This window comes from Solibacillus isronensis (assembly GCF_900168685.1).
GTDB classification, from domain to species: domain Bacteria; phylum Bacillota; class Bacilli; order Bacillales_A; family Planococcaceae; genus Solibacillus; species Solibacillus isronensis_A.
On the sequence record NZ_FVZN01000014.1, the window covers coordinates 2028930 to 2047634 of the forward strand.

Sequence of the window (18705 nt, forward strand, 5' to 3'; positions counted from 1 at the left end):
ATAGGTTTTGGTTTAATTGCAAATTACTTAGCCGGGCGGATAAACATTGCATCGCCAAAGCTGAAGAAACGGTATTTTTCCTTAACCGCTTGTTCATAAGCGTTCATAATTGTTTCCTTCGAAGCAAGTGCGCTGACAAGCATTACTAATGTCGACTTCGGTAAATGGAAGTTTGTAATCAGTCCGTCGATTGCTTTATATTCATATCCCGGATAAATGAAAATATTCGTCCACCCTTGAGAGGCGACAATTTTTCCGTCATTTTTCGTTGCTACTGTTTCAAGTGTACGAGTTGAAGTAGTCCCTACCGATATCACTTTGCCACCTGCTTGTTTGACACGTTCAATTACAGCCGCTGCCTCTTCTGTCACACTGTAAAATTCAGAATGCATATCATGGTCCTCAATCGAATCCACACTTACAGGTCGGAATGTACCAAGTCCTACATGCAGTGTAATAAATACGACTTCAACACCTTTTGCTTTAATCGCTTTAAGTAAAGGCTGAGTAAAATGCAGACCCGCTGTTGGAGCAGCTGCAGACCCGCGCTCTTTTGCATAAACCGTTTGATAACGGTCTTGGTCATCCAACTTTTCACGGATATATGGCGGTAATGGCATTTCACCGAGTTGATCTAAAATTTCATAAAAAATCCCGTCATATGTGAATTTAAAAGTACGGCCGCCGTGATCCAGCTCACCCGTACAAGTTGCCGTCAATAGTCCGTCACCAAAAGTAACGACAGTGCCTGTTTTCACACGCTTTGCAGGCTTTACTAATGTCTCCCACTCATCGTCATTTGTCTGTTTTAACAGCAATAATTCAATGTTCGCACCCGTATCAGCTTTGACACCCATTAAGCGTGCCGGCAATACACGTGTATCATTCAACACAAGGCAATCCCCTGCATTTAGCTCATCTAAAATATGACCGAAAGTGTGATGCTCCACTTCTAGTGAGTTCGGATTTACTACCATTAGACGACTCGCTGTACGGTCCAATAATGGTGTTTGGGCAATTAATTCCTCTGGTAAATAAAAATCAAAATCTTCTACTTTCACGTTCAAAACTTCCTTCTATTCATTTTGTGTCGGTGGATAACCGAAATGGTCGTAACATAGATTTGTTGCAATTCGGCCGCGTGGTGTTCGTTGGATAAATCCGATTTGCAGTAAATACGGTTCATAAACATCTTCAATCGTAATGCGCTCTTCCCCGATCGATGCCGCTAATGCATCCAATCCGACAGGTCCCCCGCCGAATCGTTCAATCATTGACTGCATCAGTTTATGATCGATATGATCCAGTCCACGAGGATCGACTTGAAGCAGTTCTAATGCCTGCTCAGCCAGACTTGTGGAAACAATGCCATCTGCCAATACTTGTGCATAGTCACGGACACGTTTTAACAATCGATTTGCAATACGAGGTGTGCCTCGGGACCTGCGGGCAATTTCAAATGCCGCATGCTTATCAAGCGTAACACCGAATAATTCGCCGGAACGGACAACAATCTCAGCGAGAGACTGTTCATCATAATATTCCAGACGGGATAATACACCAAAACGGTCACGAAGTGGAGCAGATAAAGCACCCGCTCTCGTTGTTGCACCGACGAGTGTAAATGGCGGCAATTCCAATCGGATCGAACGGGCTTCAGGGCCTTTACCGACAACGATATCAAGACAGAAATCTTCCATTGCCGAATAAAGCACTTCTTCAATCGCTCTAGGCAGGCGATGAATTTCATCGATAAAAAGTACATCTCCTGCTTCAAGGGAGCTTAAAATCGCTGCCAAATCCCCAGGTCGCTCTATCGCAGGACCGCTCGTCATCTTAACATTAACATCCATCTCATTTGCAATGACAATCGCTAACGTCGTCTTCCCTAAACCTGGTGGACCATAAAGGAGAACATGGTCAAGACTTTCCTGACGTAGCTTAGCGGCTTCGATAAAGATTTTCAGGTTTTCTTTCACTTTATCCTGGCCTATGTATTGCGCTAGACGCTGTGGTCTTAAAGATAGCTCAAACTGCTGCTCGGCATCTGTTGCTTCACCAGAAAGTACACGGTCTGACATGATTCTCACTCCTTTTTATTTCAATTTCAACAACAGCTTTAATGCCTGTTTAATATAGGCGTCTGTCGTCGTTAACTTTTCGTCTTCACTTAATTGCGGTCTGATTTTATCTAATTCTTTTTCTGAATAGCCTAATGCGACAAGTGCCAGCATTGCTTCCTGCAACTCATGCTCATTCGGATTCACTCCAAATAATGGCAGTTCATTTTCGGCGCTCGGTAACTCGACGTGATCAAGCAGCATGTCCAGCTTCCCTTTTAAATCGAGTATCATTTGACGCGCTGTTTTCTTCCCAACACCTGGGAAGCGGATTAAAAATGCTTCATCTTCCATTTCAATTGCCTGGATGACTGAAGTTGGATTACCGCTCGCTAAAATAGCAAGTGCACCTTTTGGACCGATGCCTGATACTTGAATCAGTTTTTTAAATAACTCACGTTGCTCCAAACTATTAAATCCATATAAATTTTGGGCATCTTCACGCACTTGCAATGACACATAGATTTGCTGTTCACTTGCAGATGTACGGAATGCAAATGGATTTGGTGTATAAAGCATCCAGCCAATACCTTGTTGCTCTAATACAATATATTCTGGTGTAACCCTAGTAACCTGTCCTTTTAAATAATCATACATCGTTTTATCCCTCACATTTCTCGCTCTATTATAGCATAAGAACTGTGAATTACCGAACGTATGTTGCACCAAAAAAGAAAAGACCGTCCTTAAAGACAGCCTTTAATAGTTTATCATATTCTTCTCCATCTAACATCGATTATAAACTGCCAATTAGTTTTGCAATGTATCAATTTGTCTTGCAAAAGAATCATAATTTTTCATCCAGTCATAGACAATCGATTGAATAAACGGATAGCAGGAAAGCTTTTGCCGGTCGCTGAGTTTCAAATAGAATAGACATTCCCTTAATATTTCATTCGGGAAAAACAGATAATGAAGCTTTTCCTGCGCTTTATGCAAATAATGATGGTCATTTACAAGTGGCTGGACCTCATACTGAACATGTGGCAATACGCGATGAAGCCATAAAATAATTTCATCTGACGCCTCTCCTAAAGAGGCTAAATCAAAATCAATAAGTTTCACGTCTTCACCACGTAGCATCACATTATGATGAACAACATCCCCATGTAAAATCGTTTGCTTTTCACTTGGAACTGTAATTTGAGCCATTAAACCCAAGGCATAAGAAGCATGATTGACTAAAATATCATAATTGCTTTTTAATAAACGTCTTAGTTCTTTTTCATGATTGATAAAACGCTCAAATCTCCTCGTCCACTTCTCCTGTAATTGATACGTGGACAAGATGCCCGTTTCCGCCCAAGGAATGACCTCATTTGTTTCATGCAGTTTTTCGATTGCATGGAGGGAAAGCTGCTGATGTTCAAAACGTTTATACTCCGCACTCTTCCCCTCAAACCAAAATTGCTTTATTATATGCGGCTCCTCATTTTCAACAAGTGGAATATGATATGGAAATTGTATATTTTCAAGCTCTCGATGAATCGCTTTAACTTTCTGCGCAACAAAACCATTCTCATAGTACTTCATAAAAAAGGACCCTTTATGTGTATCCCACTTCCAGCAATTTTCTTTAATTACTATTGACATGATTTCGGCGGATGTGGCATTGGTTGCATTTGTGGCATCTGATTTGCTGGATATGGCATCATTTGTGGCATCGTATTTTCTGTATACGGCATCATTTGTGGCATATTATTTTCTTGGTACGGCATCATTTGTGGGTGACAACAAGGGTTTGGTTGACGCATCATGTGATCAATTTCTTCATAATACTGGTGTACTAGGTGATCTTTATCCTGGCAATGATCTCTCTTTAATGATGACTCTTCATGGAAAATTGGCTGCATCTGCATTTGCATAGGCATCGACATCGGCATTTGTTCCATATACATATTTGGCTGCATTTGCATTGGGGATTCCATTGCCATTTGGTTACATTTTGAACATCCAGGCATTTGCGGCATTGGCATTGGTTGCATCTGCATTGGGGATTCCATTGCCATTTGATGACATTTTGAACATCCAGGCATTTGTGGCATCGGCATTGGGATGTGGTGACACGTTGGACACACAGGCATTTGTGGCATCGGCATTGGCATGTGGTGACACGTCGGACACACAGGCATTTGTGGCATTGGCATTGGCATTGGCATCGGCATTGGCTGAATATATTGCGGTTGTTCGATAAAAATCGGTTGCTGTGGTTGCTGCGGAGGTGGTTGAACAACCGGTTGCTGTGGCATCGGCATTGGTTGCGGTACTGTCACCGTATTTTCAAATGTCGGCTGAACATGTACATGTGTCTGCCAATTCGGCATTGGCATTGGTTGTGGTTGCTGGAAATAAATAATATCCCCTTGCCAAAGCGGCTTTTGCGGCTGTGGCATTGGCATCGGCATTGGAGCCGGGGCTGGAGCAGGCGCTGGGGCCGGCTTAACCATTTCTTTTTTCGGCGCTGGCGCTGGTGTTGGCGCTGGGGCCGGTGTTGGTACCGGCTGCTCTTTAACAAACTTTGGCTGTTCCTTCACAGGCTGTGGCATTTCTTTTTTCGCTGTCGTGTCCGGTAAATAGATTTCCATTCCCGGAACAATATAGTCAGGGTTTGCTAAATGGGCATTTAATCGCTTTAACTCATCAAAGCCAACCGCGTATTGTTTCGCGATTTTCCACAAAGTGTCTCCCTTTTGAACAATATGAACGCGCACTTCTTTCCTCCTTTTCTCGTAATAGCATATGCACAAATTGTGCTTTTGCCACAATGTTCACGCTTAGCAAGCGGTAAATATGATAAGATGAAAAGGAACTGGTATGCTAATTGAGGTGAATATATTGAAGAAATTATTAGGTGAAGAACGACGTTTGGAATTGCTTGCATTGTTAAAAACTGCTGAACAGCCAATGACAGGTACAGATTTAGCGAAACATACAAATGTTTCCAGACAAGTCATCGTCAATGATATGAATTTATTGAAAGCACGAAATGAACCGATCGTAGCAACAAGCCAAGGATATATTTATATGCACAATGTCCAGCAAACACGCCTTCAGCGAAAAATTGTCTGTATGCACAATCCAAATGAAGCAAAAGAAGAACTTTTCATTTTGGTCGATTGTGGGGTTACGGTCGAAAGCGTTATTGTCGAACATCCTGTGTATGGAGAAATTACAGCTTCGATTATGGTATCTAACCGCTTGGAAGTCGAGCATTTTGTGAAACGCGTCCAGGAAACTAATGCATTGTATCTTTCTGCACTAACGGATGGTACACACTTACACGTCATTAGCTCGACTTCTGAAGAAAGCTTGAATCTGGCCGAAGAGAAATTACGCCAACACGGCTTTTTAATTGAAAACTAAGTTAAAACAGCTTATTCAAAAAGACAATTGTCAGATGAATAAGCTGTTTTTCTTATGAATGATTCCGTTGTATGCCACTTCTGATGAATGTTTTCCGACGATATACACTTAGTGCAATCCCGATGACAAATGAATTTAATAGGAGCGGCGTAAAACCATAGCTTATAAATGGAAGCGATAGCCCGATAATCGGCAACCAGCCAAGTATCATGGCAACAGAATATACAAACTGCATGCAATAAAAAGATACTGATCCAATTACAAGCATTTGGCCATAAGAACGGGTTAATCGGTTCACTTTCCAAAGTATACGAATGGCGATTGCAAATAATACCGAAACAATGGTAATCCCTGCTATATATCCGAATTTCTGAATAAGCAGTACTAAAGCAAAGTCTGTATGCCCTTCTGGAATGTAACGAATCGTCTCTGCCCCAAACCATCCTGCTTCATTTAGTGCATTTTTAACTGCCAAATAAACATAGCCTTCCGTTGTCGCATAGCTAGCCGGATCCAAAAATGCGTATAATCGAACAAGCTGATAATCGTGCAGCCGGGGAATGATCAAGAACATACTGCTCGCTATGAACCCGCTTACCACTATACTTGTCACAATTTTTGTCTTTGCAGAATAGTCGCTTACAAAAAATAAAACCGTCACTACCCCTGCATAAATGAGGGCCACTATCAGGCTTGGTGCACTTAAAATAAACCATAACGGCAAAACAAATAAGACGATTAACTGCCAGCTTTTAAGTTTTCTCTGCGTAAAAAATCCCGCCCAAGCAATGAGCAGCAACGGTAAAACGGTCCAAGCTTGAATCTGAATCGGTCCTACTATTAAATAGCTTTGCCCTTGCACCATAGCAGTCGGAAAATAATTTAATATCAATAACAAAATAAGGGCACCTATATATATAGCTAGACTGAAGCGCTCCAGCTTCCGATAATCGATATACATTAGTGCTGCAGTCAATATTACGGCAAATAAAAGGTGCAGCCATTTATTTCGTATAAAATAATCGGTCATATCAGTCCCAAAAATAATGGTACTGTCAAATGATAAAATCGGGATAAAACTTGCACCTAACAGAATGGCAACTAAACTAATCAGCAGCCAGTCAATTTTCGGCCGGTGAATTTTGTCCATCGATTTCCCGATTTCGGACGGCGATCCCATTTCTTCGATTGCTTTTCGTTCGGCTTCTTCCGGTGTATATCCTTTTTTTATCCTTGCATTTTTCGAGTGTTCAATATGACGCTTTAATTCGTCATATACATGAACTTGAGCTTCCTTCGAACGAATAAAGGCGGTTACTTTACTTAAAAATTTTTCACTCTGCATGCATGCGCACCCCCAATAGACGTTCCTTCAATGTCAGTTTCACATGCCCGTCTTGCTGTAATTGTTTTTTACCGGTTTTCGTTAACTCATACCGCTTAACGCCTTCCTCCCAATTAGCAAATAGAAATCCATTGCTTTCCTGTTCATGAAGAATCGAATAGATCATTCCCTCATTGTTGATTACATCCTGTATTCCCCTTACATGGAGTAATTGCGTAATTTCAATACCGGACTTTGCTTCAAAAAGAAGAGATAAAATAACCTTTTTCAATTCATCAGCGTTTAATTGGCGTTGAATATTTTCTTTGTGCTGCTCTGTAAACTTCGTGCTGGAAAAAGCAGTGCGATCCATCGCTTTTTTCAAATTTTTTAAACGATCATCCATTTTCTTCACGCTCCAGATGTTTTTTTAATAGCTGCTTCCCTTTTCGAAGTCTTGTTTTTACTGTGTTCTCATTAATTTGCAGTACTTCGGCCATTTCCTTCATCGTCTGATCTTCGTAATAACATAAATAAATCACTTCACGGTATTTGATCGGCAGCGCCATGACTGCCTTTACCAAATTATCATCTTCCTGTTGCTGGATGACTTCCTGTTCAACGGAAATGCTGCTTTCCACTTGCATAAAAACTTCATCATCTTTTGCTTCAACATTTTTTGCGTACCAGCTTTTCAGATAATCTTTTGAATGGTTAATTGCAATGCGCCAAAGCCATGTTTTTAACGACGAGCCATATTGGAAGGAAGGAAGTGCCTTGTAGCATTTCACGAAAATTTCCTGTGTCAGGTCCTCGGCAACAGAGTTGTTATGTACATATTGCATGACAAGCTTTAATACGTCTTCTCCGTAATGTTGCATTAGTTCATCTATAATCGCTTCATTTGATAAGTTAGCGGTATCATTTATTAAATAACCTTCCACTGAAATACCTCCTTTCATCAATTAGACGAGCCCCATTATAGGAAAGTTTGATTTCTTGATCGAATATCTAATATAATTGCAGATCTTCTAATATAAATTTTTTTATTCTAATAAAATAGCGATTTTCTAATATACCGTCCCGATGTTCTAATATAGGTTTCTTCTTTTCTAATATCACAGCCGGATTTTCAAATATCCTTATGATATTTTCTAATATCTCGCACCAATGTTCTAATATAAACGGTACGCACATTTTTTTCAGCCTTAAACATACTAAAAAACTCGAATGCGTCTTCAAAATTCATCCAAGTTCTAATAACCTCGTTACTTTTTCTAATAAACGGCTTAATTCTTCTAATAACCTGCACTATTGTTCTAATAAAAGCATGACCAAACAAAAAGAGCACTCCGCATAAAGCAGAATGCACCTGTACATTTTATAAAAATCGTTTTCGTTGTTCTGGTGACGGTAACATGCATTCCTGCTTTTTTCCGAACCATTTGTAGCGGTTTTTGGCAATCCAGCGATACACTAGATCACGAACCGGTTTTGGTACAACGATAAATACATAAAACAACTTCCACAAACCTGATAAATTTCGTGTAATTTTAAGTGCGGCAGTCGATTCCGTATAATGCCGGCCATTTTCTATATACACAATGCTGTCCGTTGTTTCCGGCACATCATACTTTTTCAACAAAGCTACTCCAACATCACTTTGAAGCGAGGCAAACTGAAACAATGCTTTCGGGTCACGTTTTATAATAAACTGGACGCTCGCATCACAAAAATTGCACTCTCCATCAAATAGTAAGATTCGCTTCATGCTTTTCACCTCATTCCGGTGTGACGTATGTATAATATGTCCCGAGTGACTTCACCTTGCAGCCTAGCGCAATCAGTTCTTCCACTGCGCCTTTCATCATCGATTCCTCTTCATCTGCTAGTATATCAGTTATGAAGAAATAATTCCCGAGTCCCGTTTTAAGTGGTCGCGATTCAATTTTGCTCAAGTTCAGTTTACGCCAAGCAAATACCGAAAGTACTTGATGCAGTGCACCAGACACATCTGTCGGTAATGTAAGCATAAAGGTTGTTTTCGGCTGTGCATGCAGTGGTACTAAACCATGCTTAATATTTTGCTTCGATAAAACGAAAAAGCGCGTATGATTAAAATGGAAATCATGGATATTATGTTCGAGTATATGTAAATTATATTTCTCAGCAGCAGAAAGGTTCGCAACTGCAGCGATACAGCGCTCTTCCGTTTGGGAAACAAGTTCTGCTGCGGCAGCTGTTGAAGAATACGATGTCTGCCTTACGTCACCATGATTATAATATAAATATTTATGACACTGTGCCAAAGCATGCGGATGTGAATAGATCTCTTCGATTGCCTCGCTCTTTTTCGCGAATTTTTTATTTACTAATAAATGCTGCTGGATTTTCGACATGACTTCAGCTGTAACGAAAAGCTCGGATTCGTGAAACAAATAGTCAATTGTCAGCGGAACAGAGCCTTCCAGCGCATTTTCCACAGGGACAACCGCCAGCTCAACTTTCCCCTCTGATACAGCTTCAATACATTCCGGAATGGACTTGTACGGAATATGCCAATCATTCGGGAACAAACCCTTTGTTGCTAAATATGTAAATGATGCTTCCGGACCTAGGTAAGCAACTCTTTTTTCCCAATTTTTTTCTGACATTAATGAGCACCTCGATTATAAGTTCTAAATTTTCTGGAAATTTATCCTATAAAGAAAGCTGTCCAATATGCCCTAAAACTAAAACTTATTGGACAGCAATTTTTATTTAATTATATTCTGATGTAATTGCACAGGAACATCTCACTTTGAAGGAAAGTTAAAATGCGCCAGAACTGATCACTTCAGCAGATTCGATAAATTCAAGTTGATTTAAGCTGCGAATAAGTTCATCCAGCTCATAAGACATGCTTGTCACATCTAAAGAAAGCGTCACATTCGCACGACCTTGAATCGGAATCGTCTGGTGAATCGTCAGTACATTGCAATGGGCATCAGATACAGTTTCGAGTAATTTGGCAAGTGTACCTTTTCGATCTTGCAATTGAATGAAAACCGTTAAAATACGTTCTTGCACAATCGAATGGAAAGGAAAAACTGCATCCCGATATTTATAAAATGCGCTGCGAGATAAATCCACTTCTTTTACCGCATCCCAAATGGATGAAACAGATCCTTTTTGCAATAATTGTTTTGCTTCCAATGTTTTTTGCATCGCATCTGTCAGGACATCTTCACGCACTAAATAATATCGCTGATTTGCTACGTTTTTCATCGTCATCCCCCACTTAATTAGTCGACAAAGTCAAATTCGAATTCCATTAAACGTACAGTATCGCCATTTTGAGCACCGCGTTTACGTAACTCTTCATCGACACCCATCGCACGTAACTGGCGAGCAAAGCGTCGAATACCGTCTTCACGGCTGAAGTCTGTCATTTTGAATAGGCGTTCGATTGTGTATCCTGAAAGTACATATGCTCCATCATCATCGCGTGAAATCTCGAAGTCGACACCTTGGCCTTCATGCTTGTACATTACTACTGCATCTGACTCTTCGTCGATTACATCATGCAATAAGAACTCCGGCGTTACTTCTAAAAGATCCGCAATTTCAAATAGCAATGGCTTTAAACCTTGACGGGAAACGGCTGAAATCGGGAAGATTTTTACGTCTTCGCCTACTTTCTTTTTAAACTCTTCCAAGTTTTCTTCCGCATTCGGCATATCCATTTTGTTTGCTACGATAATTTGAGGACGCTCAAGTAATCGTAAATTATATTGTTCAAGCTCGTTGTTGATTGTTACATAATCATCATAAGGTTCGCGGCCTTCCATACCGGACATATCGATTACGTGTACGATTACACGTGTACGCTCAATGTGACGCAGGAACTGCATCCCTAATCCGACACCTTGGTGTGCGCCTTCGATTAGACCAGGTAAATCTGCCATTGCGAATGAACGGCCATCATCTGTTTCCACCATACCTAAGTTCGGTACTATCGTAGTAAAGTGATAAGCGCCGATTTTAGGTTTTGCAGACGAAACAACAGATAGTAATGTTGATTTACCTACTGAAGGGAAACCAACTAATCCAACATCCGCTAATACTTTCAACTCTAAAATTACTTCCAGTTCCTGACCTGGCTCGCCTTTTTCGGCTAATTCCGGTGCAGGGTTAGAAGGTGTCGCAAAACGGCAGTTACCGCGTCCGCCACGGCCTGCTTTAGCAATAATCGCTTGTTGGCCATGTTCAACTAAATCGGCAATGACTGTTTTTGTTTCAGCATTCATTACAACTGTTCCCGGTGGCACTTTAACGATTAAATCTTCTGCACGACGACCGTGCATCCCTTTACTCATTCCATGCTCTCCGCGTTCAGCTTTGAAGTGACGTTTGTAACGGAAATCCATTAACGTACGTAAACCTTCTTCTACTTCAAAAATAACGTTACCGCCTCGCGCTCCGTCTCCACCAGCTGGACCACCGTTTGGTACGTACTTTTCACGACGGAAGGCAACCATTCCATCCCCGCCGTCTCCACCTTTAACATAAATCTTTACGTGATCGACAAACATTTCTTTCACTCCTCATACGTGAAGAACATATTTCCAACTTGTATTCGTTTGTTCATATGTTTCCACATTAAAAATATTCTGTTCTATTGAAAATGGCGACTGTTCCCATTTTCCCTTTAAATGAAATGAAATATTCCATTTATCTTCATATGTTTCGATGTTTAACAGTAATTGATGCTCTTCATATGGATCAAGCTTGTCGTAAACATGAATAATTGTGTTTTCCAAGTATTGAACAATCGCTTCATCGTACTTGCTGTGTATTGGTGTACTTACATCACTTGTCATGTTTAGCTGTAAAGCCGGATAACGCCAACATAGGGTATGAAGCCATTCAACTGTTTTCGTTAATTGAAGTCGATTGATGTTCGAAAGTATTTTACAATGTTCAGACTGGTCAAAAATCACCTTTTTTGCCTCGTCCACTCGTCCTAAATCTAAGTTCATCTGAATTAAATGAAGCTGATTCAAATAATCATGATTCGCAAAGCGCAATGCTTCACTTACAGTTAATTTTGAAACGGTCATTTCACACACTCCGTATTCCAATATTATTAGTATAACAAGTATTTCAACTATTTTCCTTCCATACTTCATACTCATACATATTCAATACTTAAGAAAATTTCAATCATCCATCTCCATAAAGGCATCTCTGCATTCAACTATGAATTTGTGTAAAAACTTAAAAAAAGGACTGCAATAAATGCAGTCCTTTCATTGCAAGAATTATGCTTCTTGAGCTGTAGGGTATACAGATACTTTTTTCTTGTCGCGACCATAGCGTTCAAATTTAACAACGCCGTCAACTTTTGCGAATAATGTATCGTCACCACCGCGGCCTACGTTTGTACCTGGGTAAATTTTTGTACCGCGTTGACGGTAAAGAATTGAACCACCAGTTACGAATTGACCATCAGCGCGTTTAGCACCAAGGCGTTTAGACTCAGAGTCACGTCCGTTTTTAGTAGAACCTACACCTTTTTTAGATGCGAAGAATTGAAGATCTAAAGTTAATAATAACATTCTGTTCCACCTCCTAGATCATTTTATATTTCAATTCGATATATTCTGAATAGCTCGCAGTCATTGTATAGAACTGTGTCACCATTGTGTTCAGAATAACTTGTAATTTAGCGTCTGTTTCATCATTCAGTTCAGCTTGTGGAACAGTTACTTTTAAGTAACCACCTTCAGCACCTTGTTCGATTTCAGGAGTAATTCCTGTAATTTGCGGGATTGCGTTTACTGCACCAAAGGCAACAGCAGAAGCACCTGCACAAACTAAATCACGACCATAGATATCCGATAAAGCATGTCCTGAAATTTCAAATCCATACGATTTACGATTTTCATCACTATAAATAGTTACTGTAATCATGTCCGTCACCTACTTATTAAGCGTTGATAGCTTCAACTACTAATTTTGTATATGGTTGACGGTGACCTTGCTTACGACGGTAGTTCTTTTTCGCTTTAAGTTTGAAAACAGTAATTTTCTTTTGCTTACCTTCTTTAACAACTTTCGCTGTTACAGTAGCGCCAGCAACAGTTGGAGCTCCAACTTTAACTGTTTCTCCACCTACGAATAAAACTTTGTCAAAAGTAACGACTTCGTCAGCAGCCACACCTAGTTTTTCAACATAGATTTCTTGACCTGCTTCAACTTTGATTTGTTTACCACCAGTTTCGATAATTGCGTACATTAAAATGCACCTCCTCTTAGACTCAGACTCGCCCGGAATTGCAGGTGACCTATAAAGGTACTTAAACCTGTTCAGCGCGGTTGCAGTAGCACGGGTGCTACAAACAATAACATTAAAATACTACCACACCGAAATTATCAAGTCAACCGCTTCATTACTATTTTTTCAAAAGCTGAACGGTATTTTCGATATTTCCAATCTCCAATTACTTTGCTCCATAAAAAGAGGCTTATAATTGCTAAAGATAATGTTTGTGGCAATAAATATAATAGTACGATAATTGTTACCGTAAGTAAATAAAAAGACGCCGTTAAATAAAATTCGAAAATTTTAGAAAACGGCCGTCGTTTCAAAATGCTGTAACATACTATTCTTCCACCATCGAGGGGCCAAATAGGAATAAGATTAATAGCAAGAATAAATAACTGTACTTCTATTAATCTCTCACTCAGCAAATCAGGCAGAAATAAACTGATAAAGATTCCCACACATGTCGCAACCGGTCCGCCAATAGCGATAATGATCAGCTGCTGATAGGATAATTGCAATTCGTCCTTGATGGTCATCTCCCCGCCGTACGGAACAATTTTACATTGCGTTATTTTGGCTCCGACTAGCTTTGCAGCGATAAAATGACCTAATTCATGAAATAATAGCGAAACAATAATAATACTGTATAAAGCAATATCACCATATAAAACAATTGATAAGAGCAGTAACAAAAATAATGGATGAATCGTGACTTTCATCTAAATCGGCTGTTCCTTTAGCCAGCGAATCGTTTCTTCCATATTTAAAACTTCCCCGTTACGTTCAATCTGAATGTAGAGTTCCCCGCTTTTTTTCGTTGCGACAACAGTTCCTTTTGTCACTGTCGTGTAGGGTAAAACATAGAAGTCGTCCACAAATCCAAATGTAACCGTATCCCCTGTATCATAAACAACCGAGACCGTTTTTCCGTTATACTTTGTATGGCCCGTAAACACAATCATCCCATCATACAATGCATTTAATACGAACGGTTCTTCATACACGAGTAAATATCCGTCATTAAAACGATCAATCGTCTCAAACAGCTGTAATTGACTAATCGATACATCTGCACTAACAGGGAGCTGCTGGTCTTCATTAGACAACATATTCACAACAGCTTTTCGCATCATGACTAAATCATCTGAACTATAGACAATGGAATGAATGACACGTTTTGTAGCGATATCCCCATAATAATTACAGCTATAAATAACAACAAAGACAATACTCGCGATGAGCCACTGCCATTTTTTCAAGCTCACCATCCAATCTTTTTGCACTATTATATGTCAGGAACGACAATACAATTCAAGAAAGCCTGTACATAGAAAAAAAGCTGTAAAGAATAATTGATTTTATCCCATACAGCTTACTTCTTATTTAAATAATGCTTTTAATTTTGCAAAAACGCCTTTTGGCTGATCATCTTCCAAGGACATTAACGGCACAGAATCACCTAATATACGGCGTGCGATATTACGGTATCCCAGTGATGCTTTGTTGTTCGGATTCATGACAATTGGTTCACCTTTATTGGATGAACTGATAACATCTTCACTATCGACGATGATTCCCAATAAATCAATCGATAAATGTGTAGTAACTTCTGTAATATCCATCGCATCTCCGTTGTTCATCAAACTTTTACGGATTCGGTTAATAATAAGTTTTGGCGGTTCGATCGGCTCCTGCTCCAATAGTCCGATAATTCGATCCGCATCTCTTACTGCCGATATTTCAGGTGTTGTCACAACAATGGCACGATCCGCTCCAGCGACCGCATTGCGGTAGCCTTGCTCAATACCAGCCGGACAATCAATTAAAATATAGTCAAACTCACGCTTCAACTCATCTATCAAAGCTTTCATCTGTTCAGGGTTGATAGCGTTTTTGTCTGTATTTTGGGCAGCAGGCATCAAGTATAGACGTTCATCTACACGCTTGTCCTTTACTAATGCCTGATGCGTTTTACAGCGGCCTTCAATTACGTCCACTAAATCATAAATGATCCGATTTTCCAAGCCTAATATAACGTCTAAATTACGCAACCCGATATCCGTATCGACTAGACAAACTCTCTTTCCTTGAAGTGCCAATGCCGTTCCTAGGTTTGCAGTCGTAGTAGTTTTCCCTACTCCACCTTTTCCTGAAGTTATAACGATTGCTTCTCCCACATTAGCGGCCCCTTCCTTATATAAGGTAGCTTTTTGAGCTCCAGTTTCATCAGTATTCTTAGAGAATAATAATTCTTCATCACTCATTTAGCTTCCTCCTTTGAATGTTGATAAATTCGGTCGTACATTTCTTATTTCCTGGATTCTATCATATGCTATTATATTATTTTCTCCAAGATAGGCAAAAATTTGATCGGTATTGTCTAATATATATTGCGACTCGTTCGTCATTACTTCCACATAATTCCCAATTAATATATGTGTCGGTTCGAAATGTGACGCGGATACAATTGCTTGTTCATTGCCACCCATGCCTGCATGCACAATGCCTTTTAACTTACCCGCAATATGTACATTACCCCCTGCCTCAATACGTCCGTTTGGATTGACATCACCTAACACAAGTATATCACCCGTTACACGAATCGTTTGTCCGGAACGCACAATGCCTACATATGTTTCAAAGCGACTTGTCTCAAGCAGTTTGTGACTTTCTTCTAATGTAATGACATCACTTTGAATCTTTTTCACACATAGTTTTTGCTGTTCTTCCACAATTTCAGTAAGCTGGTCTTTTTGTTCTTGTGTACAGTAACGTTTTCCTAAGTGCAATTGTACATCTATTTTACCATCAAGATGGCCGTCTGTAACTTTTTTTCCAAGTTCTTCTACCAACTCGGTAAAAGAACATTGGTCATCCAAACGAAGTACTAACCCATCTTTTGTTCCTTTAATATGGATAAGTTGTTTTTTCATAGCTTTTTCAAGTCACCTCGCGCTACATAATAACGAAAAAAAACAAGCGGACTATAGATCCGTTTTGTTTCTTATCGTTTTTTAAAAATGCTATTGTGCCCGTTGAAATACACGAGCGCTAAGACAATATTTAAACGCCCATGCAAGCATTATCAAAAATAATAGATTACCAATTGTTGTCGGAACTAATCGATTCACTAGAAACGGCTGAAGCGCCATCGTTGTAAATTGAAGCATATAGAAAAATTCATATACAACAAATTCGAAAACAATCATTAGCAATAATGCCAAAATCGTAGAAAATACTAAATGTGGATGAATACGTTTTACACACCATGCCGCGACATAGCAGATAGCGGGATATAAAACCGTATAAAGACCAATAATATTAATATAAAACACATCAAAACAAAGTCCAAAAATAAGACCATAAATCATGGCTTTTTTTCGGCTGTAATAAATGGCTAGAAAAATTAAATATAAAATTAAAAAACGCGGAATCAAATAATAGATTCCTTCGCCCAACTGCAATGGGGAGAATACGGCGAATTCAGATTCAAGCAAAAATAGCAAGACAGCAACGAAGCCAATTAAAAATCGAGCGAGCATTACTCATCCCCCTCATTTTCATCGGCTGGTCCATTCACTAAATCTTCATTTGTACTGCCACCGTCAGAACCATCTACCGAAATTGTTTTGCGCTTAGCAATAATAACATGTTCGATCATAGAAAAATCTGCTGCTGGTTTGACATAGGCCATTTTCGTTAAACCGAAATCATCAGTTGTTACTTCTGTAATCTCACCGATTAAAATACCTTTCGGGAAGATCCCACCAAGTCCGGAAGACAATACTTTTCCGCCTTCTTTTAGGTCAACTTTGGAATCGATACGCTTTAATAATAATTCGTTACGCTCAACGTCATAACCTTCTACTAAACCATGAATTTCCTTATTCTTTTCGTCATGTACTACTGCTGATACACGATAGTTTTCATTATTCGTATAAAGCAATTCCACTTCGGAAGTATAAGGTGTTGCGATGACAATTTTACCAACTAGCCCTCGAGAAGTCATAACAGCCATGTTTTTTTCAACCCCATCTGCTGTCCCTTTATTTAAAATAATTTTTTCTTCCCACTGATCAGGGTTTCTCGCGATGACCGTCGCCTGAATTGGGTCGAAATCACGCAAACTTTCCTCGATTGATGCGAGTTCACGCAATGAAGAATTTTCGGCCTTTAATGTGCTTACTTCCGCCTTCAGAACGGCAAAGTCTTCTAGACGCATTTTTAAGCGTTGGTTCTCTTCATACGTATTTAACAGCGAATCAATATTGCTAAAAATACCTGTTATGTAATTAGCCGGCTTTGCGACAAGCGATTGTGCAAAGCCAACTGTATCTTTAATAATTTTCTCGGGTAATGTTGCGTTATGACGATCACGTAAAGAGAAACCAATCAATGCCACTAGAACAATAACGCTTACTAATAGGACAATTAACTTTTTATTAGAAAAATGTGGCACTGCCAGTCCTCCTTACTTCAATTGTTGCGCGCGAATTAAAGCGATGTTGTCTAATGCTTTACCCGTTCCGATTGCAACACAATCCAACGGATCTTCAGCAATAAATACAGGCATTTTAGTTTCATCGCTGATTACTTTATCTAAATTGCGTAATAAAGCACCACCGCCTGTTAAAACAATGCCGCGCTCCATTACGTCTGCAGATAATTCAGGTGGTGTTTGTTCCAATGTTTTCTTAACGCCATCTAAAATAACTACAATAGCTTCATGTAAAGATTTTGAAATTTCATCTGATGTAATTTCAATTGTTTTTGGTAAGCCAGTTAACAGGTCGCGTCCGCGAATTTCCATTGTTTCAGCAGGTCCTTCAGCACGTGCCGTACCAATTTCTACTTTGATGCTTTCAGCTGTACGCTCACCAATTGTTAAGTTATATGTTTTACGGATGTAAGCAATGATCGATTGATCCATTGCATCACCACCAACACGTACTGATTCACTTGTTACAATACCACCAAGAGAAATTACAGCAACTTCTGTTGTACCACCACCGATATCAACTACCATCGAACCTGTTGGCTCCCATACCGGCAAGTTAGCACCGATTGCTGCCGCAAACGGTTCTTCAATTGTAAACGCTTCTTTTGCGCCCGCTTGACGGCTTGCATCAATAACCGCACGTTGCTCAACTGAAGTGATACCATATGGCACACAAATCATGACATTCGGTTTCTTCCAGTTAGAACCCGATGCTTTCATTGCTTCTTTTAAATAATATTGAATCATTGCTGTTGTAATTTCAAAATCAGCAATAACGCCATCTTTCATCGGGCGGATAGCCACGATTGAACCCGGTGTACGACCGATCATATTTTTTGCGTCATTTCCGACTGCTACAATATCGCCTGTTTTTGTATTTTTCGCTACTACTGAAGGTTCACGTAATACAATTCCTTTACCTTTTACAAATACTAATGTATTAGCTGTGCCAAGATCGATCCCGACATCTTTATTCCCTAATCCAAACAAATTAAGTACTCCCTTTCTTATTAAAACGATTTCTAATTTATGATGCTAGCAAAATCATACGCTCTATTATAACGAATTACATCAAAAAATTATAGTGTTA

The 18705-nt window shown here is 39.6% G+C and carries 24 protein-coding genes and 1 other annotated feature; of the genes, 1 reads left to right on the forward strand and 23 read right to left on the reverse strand.

Annotated features, from left to right (window positions below):
* Positions 1–23 precede the first annotated feature (23 nt).
* The 5 genes from queA to B5473_RS18885 all read right to left on the reverse strand — a co-directional run bounded on the left by queA (position 24) and on the right by B5473_RS18885 (position 4831).
* Positions 24–1061: a tRNA preQ1(34) S-adenosylmethionine ribosyltransferase-isomerase QueA gene (gene queA / locus B5473_RS18865; RefSeq protein ID WP_079528011.1), complete on the reverse strand. Its 1038-nt coding sequence runs from the start codon at positions 1059–1061 to the stop codon at positions 24–26.
* Positions 1062–1076: 15 nt separating this feature from the next.
* Positions 1077–2081 carry a Holliday junction branch migration DNA helicase RuvB gene (gene ruvB, locus B5473_RS18870; RefSeq protein WP_079528013.1) on the reverse strand — a complete coding sequence of 335 codons (1005 nt, stop codon included), beginning with the start codon at positions 2079–2081 and terminating at the stop codon, positions 1077–1079.
* 15 nt (positions 2082–2096) lie between these two features.
* Positions 2097–2717 (reverse strand): Holliday junction branch migration protein RuvA, encoded by a 621-nt coding sequence (ruvA, locus tag B5473_RS18875; RefSeq protein WP_079528015.1) that lies wholly within the window; start codon positions 2715–2717, stop codon positions 2097–2099.
* 153 nt (positions 2718–2870) lie between these two features.
* Positions 2871–3653: a phosphotransferase gene (locus tag B5473_RS18880; RefSeq protein ID WP_079528017.1), complete on the reverse strand. Its 783-nt coding sequence runs from the start codon at positions 3651–3653 to the stop codon at positions 2871–2873.
* A gap of 50 nt (positions 3654–3703) precedes the next feature.
* On the reverse strand, positions 3704–4831 hold the full coding sequence (locus B5473_RS18885) for a LysM peptidoglycan-binding domain-containing protein (RefSeq protein WP_079528019.1): 1128 nt from the start codon (positions 4829–4831) through the stop codon (positions 3704–3706).
* A 124-nt stretch (positions 4832–4955) separates the two neighbouring features.
* Here B5473_RS18885 and B5473_RS18890 point away from each other — a divergent pair, with 124 nt between their 5' ends.
* Entirely contained in the window at positions 4956–5483 is a 528-nt protein-coding gene (locus B5473_RS18890) for a transcription repressor NadR (RefSeq protein ID WP_254865371.1), read from the forward strand.
* 52 nt (positions 5484–5535) lie between these two features.
* Here the strand turns inward: B5473_RS18890 and B5473_RS18895 are convergent, their stop codons facing one another.
* The 18 genes from B5473_RS18895 to B5473_RS18985 all read right to left on the reverse strand — a co-directional run bounded on the left by B5473_RS18895 (position 5536) and on the right by B5473_RS18985 (position 18605).
* Entirely contained in the window at positions 5536–6828 is a 1293-nt protein-coding gene (locus tag B5473_RS18895; RefSeq protein ID WP_079528023.1) for an FtsW/RodA/SpoVE family cell cycle protein, read from the reverse strand.
* Positions 6818–7213 carry a helix-turn-helix transcriptional regulator gene (locus B5473_RS18900; protein WP_079528025.1) on the reverse strand — a complete coding sequence of 132 codons (396 nt, stop codon included), beginning with the start codon at positions 7211–7213 and terminating at the stop codon, positions 6818–6820. The genes B5473_RS18895 and B5473_RS18900 overlap by 11 nt, the downstream gene beginning before the upstream one ends.
* Complete coding sequence (locus B5473_RS18905) at positions 7206–7751, reverse strand: sigma-70 family RNA polymerase sigma factor (RefSeq protein ID WP_079528028.1); 546 nt, start codon at positions 7749–7751, stop codon at positions 7206–7208. Before B5473_RS18905 ends, B5473_RS18900 begins: the two co-directional genes overlap by 8 nt.
* A 437-nt stretch (positions 7752–8188) precedes the next feature.
* Positions 8189–8578: a thiol-disulfide oxidoreductase DCC family protein gene (locus B5473_RS18915; protein WP_079528032.1), complete on the reverse strand. Its 390-nt coding sequence runs from the start codon at positions 8576–8578 to the stop codon at positions 8189–8191.
* Between the two features lie 10 nt (positions 8579–8588).
* On the reverse strand, positions 8589–9461 hold the full coding sequence (gene pheA, locus B5473_RS18920) for a prephenate dehydratase (protein ID WP_079528034.1): 873 nt from the start codon (positions 9459–9461) through the stop codon (positions 8589–8591).
* A 157-nt stretch (positions 9462–9618) separates the two neighbouring features.
* The gene (locus tag B5473_RS18925) at positions 9619–10074 is read right to left on the reverse strand and encodes an ACT domain-containing protein (protein WP_008405215.1); all 456 of its coding nucleotides are present in this window, start codon (positions 10072–10074) and stop codon (positions 9619–9621) included.
* A gap of 17 nt (positions 10075–10091) precedes the next feature.
* Entirely contained in the window at positions 10092–11381 is a 1290-nt protein-coding gene (gene obgE / locus B5473_RS18930; RefSeq protein ID WP_079528036.1) for a GTPase ObgE, read from the reverse strand.
* A gap of 12 nt (positions 11382–11393) precedes the next feature.
* Positions 11394–11909 (reverse strand): Spo0B domain-containing protein, encoded by a 516-nt coding sequence (locus tag B5473_RS18935; RefSeq protein WP_079528038.1) that lies wholly within the window; start codon positions 11907–11909, stop codon positions 11394–11396.
* A 201-nt stretch (positions 11910–12110) separates the two neighbouring features.
* Positions 12111–12407, reverse strand: coding sequence for a 50S ribosomal protein L27 (gene rpmA / locus B5473_RS18940; RefSeq protein ID WP_008405208.1), 297 nt, complete (start codon positions 12405–12407; stop codon positions 12111–12113).
* Between the two features lie 13 nt (positions 12408–12420).
* The gene (locus B5473_RS18945) at positions 12421–12762 is read right to left on the reverse strand and encodes a ribosomal-processing cysteine protease Prp (protein ID WP_008405207.1); all 342 of its coding nucleotides are present in this window, start codon (positions 12760–12762) and stop codon (positions 12421–12423) included.
* A gap of 16 nt (positions 12763–12778) precedes the next feature.
* Entirely contained in the window at positions 12779–13087 is a 309-nt protein-coding gene (gene rplU / locus B5473_RS18950; RefSeq protein WP_079528040.1) for a 50S ribosomal protein L21, read from the reverse strand.
* Positions 13088–13101: 14 nt separating this feature from the next.
* Positions 13102–13179 (reverse strand) — a sequence feature (ribosomal protein L21 leader region).
* A 45-nt stretch (positions 13180–13224) separates the two neighbouring features.
* Complete coding sequence (locus tag B5473_RS18955; protein WP_079528042.1) at positions 13225–13836, reverse strand: M50 family metallopeptidase; 612 nt, start codon at positions 13834–13836, stop codon at positions 13225–13227.
* Positions 13837–14376, reverse strand: coding sequence for a hypothetical protein (locus tag B5473_RS18960; protein ID WP_079528044.1), 540 nt, complete (start codon positions 14374–14376; stop codon positions 13837–13839).
* Between the two features lie 120 nt (positions 14377–14496).
* Positions 14497–15294 carry a septum site-determining protein MinD gene (gene minD / locus B5473_RS18965; RefSeq protein ID WP_079528809.1) on the reverse strand — a complete coding sequence of 266 codons (798 nt, stop codon included), beginning with the start codon at positions 15292–15294 and terminating at the stop codon, positions 14497–14499.
* 87 nt (positions 15295–15381) lie between these two features.
* Complete coding sequence (locus B5473_RS18970; RefSeq protein WP_079528046.1) at positions 15382–16050, reverse strand: septum site-determining protein MinC; 669 nt, start codon at positions 16048–16050, stop codon at positions 15382–15384.
* 90 nt (positions 16051–16140) lie between these two features.
* Positions 16141–16659, reverse strand: coding sequence for a rod shape-determining protein MreD (gene mreD, locus B5473_RS18975; RefSeq protein WP_079528048.1), 519 nt, complete (start codon positions 16657–16659; stop codon positions 16141–16143).
* Entirely contained in the window at positions 16659–17576 is a 918-nt protein-coding gene (gene mreC / locus B5473_RS18980; RefSeq protein ID WP_079528050.1) for a rod shape-determining protein MreC, read from the reverse strand. Before mreC ends, mreD begins: the two co-directional genes overlap by 1 nt.
* 12 nt (positions 17577–17588) lie before the next feature.
* On the reverse strand, positions 17589–18605 hold the full coding sequence (locus B5473_RS18985; RefSeq protein WP_079528052.1) for a rod shape-determining protein: 1017 nt from the start codon (positions 18603–18605) through the stop codon (positions 17589–17591).
* Positions 18606–18705: the final 100 nt, after the last annotated feature.